Genomic DNA, 9,081 nt, shown 5'->3' on the forward strand with positions numbered 1-9,081 from the left:
CCCCAAATGATAGACGCGATTGTATAAATAGTTAAATTCAAGTTTTTCCATATGAAAGGGATAATCATATTTGTAACGATTACTACGTATCCAAAGAACCCTTGAATGACGCTATAAATCTCTTTACTCTCTTTTGTGAACTCCTCCAAAGATAATAATAATCCGACTTTCCAAATCCATGTATTCATAAAGACCATTGTAAATGTAAGAAGAAATAAAAATGTAATTTGTCTATTAGATTTCATCCAAAGCCAAAATTCACGTAATGAGAGAAATACTTCCTTTACATGTTTTCTTTTTGTAGCCATCACGTCTTCTGTTACATTCATTTGGATAAGAAAAAGAGCACTTATGAAATATGTAATCGCATCAATAGTAAAAAAGTGAATAACACCGACTGTCTTCATTAATAATATGGAGAGAAATGGGCTAAGTACAGTAATCCCCCTCGTTACTGAATCATATAAACTATTCGTCATATTTCGTTGTTCTGTAGGAGTTATAATTGGTAACAGCGCTCGGTGTGCCGGATTAAAAAAACAACCGCAACATTGAATAAAAAAGCTTATGATGATCATATACGTGTAGGTTAAAACATCGAAGTAATAGCTGAAAACAAGAGAAAGAATGAGCGGAATACGAATTATATCAATCATAATTAGCAATTTCTTTTTCTGCACCCAATCGGCTATAACACCGCCCACTAGTCCAAGCAAAAGATAAGGAATCGTTGTCGCAATTACCATTCCTGTTGTATATAATTCTGATCCAGTTAAATCATAAGCAAGAAAAACAAAAGCTAATCCAGTTAATATATCGCCTAAGCTAGAAACCCCTCCTCCCAGTAAGTAATACATTACATTTTTATTTTTCAAGATGGCTTTATAAAATATGCTCTCCTCTTTCATATTTTATTTCGGAATAAATTTATGAAAGATCTCTGCGATAGCGAATTTTCAAATCTTTTTCATTTTCAAACGCTGTTGCTTTACTTTGTTGTACAAAACCTCTTGCTTCGTAAAAAGGAATTCCTTTTTGATTCCCTTGCATTACAGAAACCCACTGTTCTGTTGCACCTTGTTCAATTTGTCTTTCTGTAATTGCATTTAAAAGCATTGTTCCAATACCTTCTCCTCTTCTACTAGGATTTAAATACAGCACAAAAAGCTCTCCTACTTCTTCACTTGTCATACCACCTCCGCCAGCACCAACTACTTCCCCATTCTCTAAAGCAACATACCAGCCATCCCACCCTTTAATTGACAGGGTAACTTCATTATAAATTCGTTCAAATTGATAGAACTCCTCAATAACCGCATTTATATACTCTTTTTCTCTTAAATCAACATATGTATCACGCCAACCATCTGAGCACACTTTAGAAATCCCTTCCACATGACAAACCAAAGCTTTTTGAATTCGAATCATTTTTTCATCTCCCTAAATTTATAAATAACATTTTTAGTTGATGATAATTCTGAATTGCCATAAAATTATATCAACATTCAAATATCGAATATGTAAATATGAAATATTTATTTTTAGGAGGTTTCTATGAAAAAAGAATTTCTTACAACAACGTACCCAAAAGCAAATATTGACATTATACAATCTATCGGAGTAAATATTGCTACAAATATATTGTTAGTTGATTACCAAAAAAGCAATAATACCATGGCTTCTCCCTGGATCACAGAAACTGTACCCAAGCTATCACAAGCATTCCATGAGATTTTACTCTCTTTACGCTCCGTGCTCGCTCATGGTGCAATACTCAGGGAATTTATTTTAAAAAAATTAGATTTAACGGATTCTACACACTTAGAATGGGAACCTTTCATTTCTTGGTGGGAAAGCCTGTCTAACGAAGAAATCGAAGAGTTAATTACATATGCAATTATTGAAAATATAAATTATTACTATGCTAACTTACCTAATGACAAGAAAATAGATCAACTATTAAATCGTATTCAATTTGATGAAGAAAGTTTATCTAATACACCTACAAGAAGAATTGCTTTAGCTGCGGTTTTAGAAAGTTGGGGCATTACACCTACTGAAGAAAAAATATCTTTTTTTCTAGATTCAAATGAAGTGAAAATAAAAATCATTATCCTATTAAAAGACTTTTGGAAAGCTGCATTTAAACCTGTATGGCTCAATTATTCGAATACTTTGTACCAGGAAATTACGAAATTACAATCTATTTCTACCCATACATGTAAAACAAATGATGAAATTGTTTTTTTGATAACTGGACTATATCCTAACAATACATGGGTTGAAACAATTCGTTCTTCTAAAAACATTACTTTTATTCCAACATTACATATGGGAAACTTTTTATCTATTTTTAAAATAGATGAGATACTATATATTTTGTTTGAACCAAAATTAACAACTAAACTACAAAATGAAGAAACCAATACTCTCTTGAATATTGATGAAATCATCCCTGCTGTTACAGCTTTAGGTGATCAAGTACGTTTAACGATATTAATGACACTTGCTAATAAACAAGAATTATTCGCTCAAGAAATTATCAATGAGACTGAATTACACCAAAGCACTGTATCTCGACACTTAGCCGTGTTAGAAGGTGGTGATCTTATTCATGTGAGAAAAGAAGGTAAAACGAAGTATTATTCTATTAATAAAATTACGGTTGAAAAAACAATTACTTTTTTAAATCATATAAGACGTTAATCAAAAACGTTCGACAATCTCATATTTAATGGTAAAAGAGAGGTGTTGGTTTGGAACAAAGTTTGATTAAAATGGTGCTGCAAACGTTGATTTTATAATAAAAGAAACCCTCGCATTTTGAAAAAAGGTTGATCAAAATACGAGGGTTAAACTTTGTTATGAAGTTAGTTTTTATAAAAAGTTTAATCAAAACTCATTTGCTTGTTTAATCCTGATGTAAGATACTTCACTACACAAAAAATATAACAATAAAGTCGTTTAAAAATCTAAGTTTTATTCAACAATAGCGCCCGATTGGCCCTGCTTGTTATTTGATTATTACTTTTCCATCCATCCCTTTCTGGAAATGGTACCGACATATCAGTTCATATGTACCGGGCTCATTAGGTTTCACGGTAATGGTTTTTTCTTTTCCCGGCTGGACTTCGGCGTCAATTCCGAGCTTTTTCACTGTGAAGGTGTGCTCTTTCTTACCTTGGTTTTTCAATATCAACTTTGTCGTTCTTCCAATCGGAATAGTGATGACATTCGGATTAAAGTAATCATCGTTCAACTCGACCTCAATCATTTTCACTGACTCAATGGGCTGTGTTACGACGCCGGATTCGGCAAATACACTGAGTGAGCCTGGAGTTGTCACAACCACAATCATCACAAGCAAAACGACCAATCCAGTTAACCACTTTTTCACAGACATTCGCAATCCTTCCTTTCCTAAGCACTATTGTTTTCCAATTCATAAAATAGTATCACTATAAATAGAGTTCCAACGTGCTTCAAATAGTAACTCTTTTATCTGAAACAGTGACAAAGAAAAAAGATCGACTCTAATGGCGATCTCCTAGAATCCATTCTTCTTCAATTAACCTGCACCATTCGTTTATGTGTTATACTTCACATTCAAACAAAATATTTTCATCATCTTCAAGTTAATATTCAACAATCTGGTCCGATTGTTGAATAGAATGACCCGCATTTTTTTAACAACTTTATTATTTTTCAAACGACTTTATTGTAAAATTCCCCACCTACTATTTGTAAATAACTCATGAGATAATCTCCTTACATACTACATGTGAAGATTTTTTTATGAAAAGACACCTATTAAAGAAAGAATGGGAATCTTCTTATCACGACAAACGATAGGAAATTGGTTATTATATGGGGCCGATTGTCGGTTAGTGGCTTTGTATGAAAGGATGCATGAGCATCTACTTACTCGAACCATCCTTCATGCAGACGAAACAACCTTCCAAATCTTACGCGAACCTGGGCAGCAACAACCAAGTCCTATCTGTGGTTATACCGTACAGGACGAGAGGACATCCCTATCGTTCTCTATGACTATCAACCTACAAGAGAATGGGAAAAAAGTGAAGTAAATAAAAAAGAACTCCAAAATCAACTTTTATTGTATATTTTGGAGTTACTTTACGTTTACTTTTAGAATGTAATGAAAATTTAAATCACGCTACACTGCGATAATTTTCTTGTTTTTCTTTTTGCTGATTAGGTGGTTGAATGAAGATAGCGATGATAAATGACACGACACACAATACGCCAATCACCATAAAAGTTGGTTTAAATCCACCTAGAATTACACCGATAAAGGAACCTGCGAGTGCTCCAAAACCAAAGCCTTGATACACGATGCCGTAGTTTTTACTATGATTTTTTAGACCGAAGAAATCACCAACAATGGCTGGGAAAATAGTGATATTTCCACCAAAACAAAAAGCAACACTTGCTACACAGGCTAAATAAATGCCATAATTTAAATCCACAAAACTAAGAACAAAGACAGACGTAGCTATAACGACAAACGTTGCAGTAACAATTTTTAAACGGCCGATTTTATCTGACAACGGTCCCAAAATGATTCGGCCAACCGTATTAAAGATTGCAACTATAGCTACAGCATTAGCTGCTGTTGCTGCGCTAAGCCCTACGAGTTGAACACCAATATCCTTTACCATACCAATTAAGTATAAGCCACTCATACATGATGTAAATAGCATGATAAATAACAGATAAACTTGTTTTGTACCTAGCATTTCTCTTGTTGTATAATCACGACTTTTTGTTTCATGAACTGTATCTTGTTCAGCGGCTTGATGGATAAGACAAGCGCCTATCACTATCATAACTGTAACAATTAAGCCCCAATATAAAAACGCTTGTGATACACCAACTGAATCAATGAACTTTGCATTAATGTATTTAAAAATTAGGCTACCCGTACCATATGCGGAGACAGATATACCAGCAATTAAACCTTTACGCTCTGGAAACCACTTTAGTAAATTGGATAGTGAAGTAATATAGGCTGTACCATCTGCGTAACCTACAACAACTCCTGCTAATACATAAAGCATTAATAATGAAGAAACTTGTGAACTAAGCATCAAGCCAATTCCTAAGGCTAATCCGGATACCATAATGAGTTTACGAAGTCCCAATTTCTCTTGTAATTTACCTGCAAACAAAGTTGAAAATGCTAAAGAAAAGCTAGTAATTGAGAAGGTTATAGCAACAGCGTTAAGACCCCAGCCGTATTTGCTCACTAAAGGCTGATTGAATAAGCTCCATGTATATATCGTTCCAAGTCCCATTTGTACAATGACTGTACCAAGGACAACAAGCCACGGATTAATAGATGATTTTTTCATACCATCCACCTCTTTCGATTTGATAGCTTCATTGTATAGGATGTAAACGATTCCGTAAGCACTTACAACACAGAGCGTCAAATATATGGAATCAGTTACAGAAAAAGAAGGATGAAATGCAAAAAGCTGCTCGTTAAATACGAAGCAGCTTCTTTAGTTCTTTTGCATAAGTACGGCTTACAGGTACTTTTGAATCCTCTTTCATAAAAATGATAAATACCCTTTAACTATAATAATAGCTAAAGGGTATAACAGTACGACTTTATGCTAACGCCACAATAGTAAATAGCAAAAAGAATAAACATATATTACAACACGCTTGTCAAGGCGACTGATTTGGGGATACAAGAAAGAAACTGATTAATGAATTCATCGATTTCTGCTTTTGTAATAATATAAGGGGGTAGTAAACGAATCGTATTGCCATTTGTAACGTCCACAAGCATACCCTTATTTAGTAATTCTAACTGTAGTTTTTTTACGTTTTTATTCGTGTCATGAATACTAATTCCAAACATCATTCCACAATGACGTACTTCTTTAATAAAAGAAGGGTTTTCCTCCTGAATTTTTTGAAGTTTTTCATTTAAATATAAGGACATTTTATAAGACTTTTGCATTAAACCATCATCAATTAATGTTTTTAATACAGCTAAACCTAAAGCCGTACCGATTGGTGAATGTGCGAATGTTGTTCCATGATCACCTAGTGAGAATATATCATAAAGTCGGGAACCTACTATTATTCCTCCTAAGGGTGTACCGCCTCCCGCTCCTTTACCAAATTGAATAATATCAGGTGTAATATCAAAATGTTGATAAGCAAACAATTTTCCAGTTCTCCCTATACCACTTTGCACCTCGTCAACAATAAATAACATATTATACTGTCTACAAAGCTCTTCAACACCTTTTAAATATCCACCCGACAAAGGGTATATACCACCACTTCCTAATACTGGCTCTACCATAATAGCAATCGGATTTTCTTTGAGTATAGTTCTTTCAAGTTCCTCTAAATTCTCTCGTTCCACTTCATATACAGGAATAGACGTACGAGGAAAATTCTGATACACACTTTCTTGTCTTGTAAAGTGAAGAGCACCTAATGTACGTCCATGAAAACTTTCTTTGAGTACAATCACTCCATCACGTTTTTGATTTGTTATATGTCTGTACTTGTGGATTAGTTTTAAGGTTGCCTCGGTAGCCTCCGCACCAGAGTTTGTGTAAAAAACTTTCCCATCCTTTAAAGAATAATCGACTAATTTTTTTGCGTATTCAATAGCAACTGGGTTTAAGAAATGAAAAGGAAGATGTAAGCATCTTTTAACTTGTTCAAAGGTAGCTTTTATAATATTAGGATGATTGTAGCCTAATATATTCACTCCTACACCAGAGAATAAATCAAGATATTCTTTGCCATTCACATCATAAAGCTTACAGCCTTCTCCCTTTTCTATAGCAACCGGCATGCGGTGGTACGCAGACATTACATATTCTTTATCTAATTGAAACCAATCAGTCATGCATGATTCCTCCTAGGTGTAATCATAGTGTCTTTACATTTTCCAACACAAAAATTCGGTACAACTGCTGAATTGACTACACCGTCATCCGATTTACATGTTAGAAAAAATATATGAGCATAGAATTTTTGTTTACTACCTTTCAATAGTTTTATATATTTTCAATTATAATTTATTAGTATTTATTCATAGTAAAGTGTAAACATAAATACTAGTTGCAAATGCTTACCTTGATACGATTCTTCTATTATTTTATTTAAAAAATAGTTTAGACTATAGAAAAAAGTATAATAATTGTATATTACTGAGGTGCTTTCATAAAAAGAACACCTCTTGTTCTTCTTACTTCCCTTAACGGCGATAATTTATTAAGATTAAATTGTCATATTAATTTTTGGACTACTTCTTCTAATGTCATTCCTCTTGATCCTTTTACTAAGACTGCATCTTCCGGATTACATACAGAGAGAATTTCTGTAATAGCTTCTTCTTTTGTAAGAAATGCTTTTACGGTTCCTTTTGTATATCTAAATTTTGCTTCTTGTGCAATCATTTTTGCGCGTTCTCCAATTGTAAAAATATAATCTATTGTATTAGGATTTAATATTTGACCAATATTCCGGTGATAATTTTCTTCTTCTTGACCTAACTCCAACATGTCGCCTAACACAATAATTTTCTTCTCATATCCTACAAGTTGTTCAAATGTTTCTATTGCTGCCTTAACAGAAGAAGGGCTAGCATTCCAAGCGTCATTAATAACCGTAGTTCCTAATTTTCCTTTTAACATTTGAAAACGCATTTCTGTTAATTCCACTTGTTTTAATCCTTGTTGAATGCTTTGTTGATCTAAATTGAATTGCTGACCGACTTTTATAGCAATAATAGCGTTGTAAACATTATGTTTTCCGTGGAGAGGTATGAAATAAGTTACTTCATCGTTTAATGTAAAATCAATCCCTGTTGAATGTTCTTTCATAGACACAGGATAAATGTCATTTGAAGAAGATTCACCAATTCTAATAAATTTAATTTGATTCTCGTTGGGCAATGCGTGAATTTTTTCTTTTAAAAGTGGTTCATCCCCATTGTAGATAAGTAGACCTTGTTCCTTTAAGTTCATTACTATTTCCAACTTTGCATCTGCTATTGCTTCTCTTGAACCTAATGTTAGTATGTGCGATTGTCCAATCATCGTGATAACAGCTAAATTGGGCTGAGCAATTTCTGACAAACGTTGGATTTGTCCACGTTCACTCATCCCCATTTCTAATACTACGATTTCACAATCCTCTTCAATTTCTAGGATTGTTAACGGTAAACCGATTTGGCTATTCAGATTTCCTTTTGTTTTATGAACCTTGTAAGTTGTACCGAGTACAGAGTTAATCAAATCCTTTGTTGTTGTCTTTCCGTTACTTCCTGTAACACCAATTACATGAACAGACAGTTGATTTCTGTAAGAACGTGCCAATTGTTGCAAAGCTATCAACGTATCATCTACAAAAATTAATGGAATACCTTTAGGTGGATTTGGCTGAGATTTCTCCCAAAGAGAAGCAATAGCACCTTGCTGTATAGCCTCTTCCACATAATCATGTCCATTCTTTAACCTAACAATTGGGATAAATAAATTTCCAGGTCTTATCGTTTTTGAACTAATAGAAACCCCTTTAATAAGATAATTATGATATTTAGTCTGTAAACCTTCTCCGATTACCATTTGCTCTATTTCAAGTAACCTTCTTTGAATCAAAATTGGCACTCTCCATCTATGAGTATTTTTTATTATCTAATCTACTACTTTTATTTCAATAAATACTCTTTTACGAAATGAAAACTACTCTCAGCCTAAATCTTTATTATTAAATTAAGCCAACACGAACAGAGAAATCCAATTAAATTAACGAAGTTCAGTCTAAAACATTTTTCTACTGGAACATCTACGGCAACATTACTAATCTGGTTTAATTATATTAACTGTGAAATAATAGAAGAACGCGGGATATTTTTTGCTCATACGACTATCATGTGCTGTGTATATTCATATAGGCTCGAATGAACTGAATAACTAGAAACGGTATTTATTTTATCGTAATAATAAGATTTTTAACCAAATTTCAATACTACATTTTAACGCTATTAGAAACCTTCGCTCCTTCTAACCTGTAAGGAAG

General features: G+C 33.4%; 7 protein-coding genes and 2 pseudogenes. 2 read left to right on the top strand and 7 right to left on the bottom strand.

Annotated features, from left to right (window positions below):
* Both V7183_RS18850 and V7183_RS18855 read right to left on the bottom strand, forming a co-directional pair.
* The coding region (locus tag V7183_RS18850) for an MFS transporter (protein WP_335360456.1) at nt 1-857 on the bottom strand (857 nt) is incomplete at its 3' end.
* Nucleotides 858-927: 70 nt separating this feature from the next.
* Nucleotides 928-1,428 (bottom strand): GNAT family N-acetyltransferase, encoded by a 501-nt coding sequence (locus tag V7183_RS18855; protein WP_097895746.1) that lies wholly within the window; start codon nt 1,426-1,428, stop codon nt 928-930.
* A 126-nt stretch (nt 1,429-1,554) separates the two neighbouring features.
* On the opposite strand from V7183_RS18855, the gene V7183_RS18860 reads away from it, so the two are divergent.
* Nucleotides 1,555-2,706: an ArsR/SmtB family transcription factor gene (locus V7183_RS18860; RefSeq protein ID WP_097895748.1), complete on the top strand. Its 1,152-nt coding sequence runs from the start codon at nt 1,555-1,557 to the stop codon at nt 2,704-2,706.
* A gap of 307 nt (nt 2,707-3,013) precedes the next feature.
* On the opposite strand, the gene V7183_RS18865 is transcribed toward V7183_RS18860, so the two are convergent.
* On the bottom strand, nt 3,014-3,403 hold the full coding sequence (locus V7183_RS18865; protein ID WP_335360457.1) for a cupredoxin domain-containing protein: 390 nt from the start codon (nt 3,401-3,403) through the stop codon (nt 3,014-3,016).
* A gap of 415 nt (nt 3,404-3,818) precedes the next feature.
* Between V7183_RS18865 and V7183_RS18870 the strand changes: the two are divergent.
* Nucleotides 3,819-4,066, top strand: a pseudogene (locus tag V7183_RS18870) (IS66 family transposase); the annotation flags it as partial.
* Between the two features lie 106 nt (nt 4,067-4,172).
* Here the strand turns inward: V7183_RS18870 and V7183_RS18875 are convergent.
* From V7183_RS18875 to V7183_RS18890, 4 genes and pseudogenes are all read right to left on the bottom strand, one after another.
* On the bottom strand, nt 4,173-5,375 hold the full coding sequence (locus V7183_RS18875) for an L-lactate MFS transporter (RefSeq protein ID WP_335360458.1): 1,203 nt from the start codon (nt 5,373-5,375) through the stop codon (nt 4,173-4,175).
* A 133-nt stretch (nt 5,376-5,508) separates the two neighbouring features.
* Nucleotides 5,509-5,586, bottom strand: a pseudogene (locus V7183_RS18880) (DNA-binding response regulator); the annotation flags it as partial.
* 97 nt (nt 5,587-5,683) lie between these two features.
* Nucleotides 5,684-6,904, bottom strand: a complete 1,221-nt coding sequence (locus tag V7183_RS18885; protein WP_335360459.1) for an aspartate aminotransferase family protein — start codon at nt 6,902-6,904, stop codon at nt 5,684-5,686.
* Between the two features lie 382 nt (nt 6,905-7,286).
* Complete coding sequence (locus V7183_RS18890) at nt 7,287-8,660, bottom strand: UDP-N-acetylmuramoyl-tripeptide--D-alanyl-D-alanine ligase (RefSeq protein ID WP_335360460.1); 1,374 nt, start codon at nt 8,658-8,660, stop codon at nt 7,287-7,289.
* Between the last annotated feature and the right edge of the window lie 421 nt (nt 8,661-9,081).

Origin of the sequence: Bacillus sp. JJ1127, from assembly GCF_036965845.1 — a bacterium.
Taxonomy (GTDB): Bacteria; Bacillota; Bacilli; order Bacillales; family Bacillaceae_G; genus Bacillus_A.

What these genes read in the sequence shown, in the direction of transcription:
- V7183_RS18855 (WP_097895746.1), bottom strand. Translation starts at nt 1,428, where the DNA reads ATGATTCGAATTCAAAAAGCTTTGGTTTGTCATGTGGAAGGGATTTCT.
- V7183_RS18860 (WP_097895748.1), top strand. Translation starts at nt 1,555, where the DNA reads ATGAAAAAAGAATTTCTTACAACAACGTACCCAAAAGCAAATATTGAC.
- V7183_RS18865 (WP_335360457.1), bottom strand. Translation starts at nt 3,403, where the DNA reads ATGTCTGTGAAAAAGTGGTTAACTGGATTGGTCGTTTTGCTTGTGATG.
- V7183_RS18875 (WP_335360458.1), bottom strand. Translation starts at nt 5,375, where the DNA reads ATGAAAAAATCATCTATTAATCCGTGGCTTGTTGTCCTTGGTACAGTC.
- V7183_RS18885 (WP_335360459.1), bottom strand. Translation starts at nt 6,904, where the DNA reads ATGACTGATTGGTTTCAATTAGATAAAGAATATGTAATGTCTGCGTAC.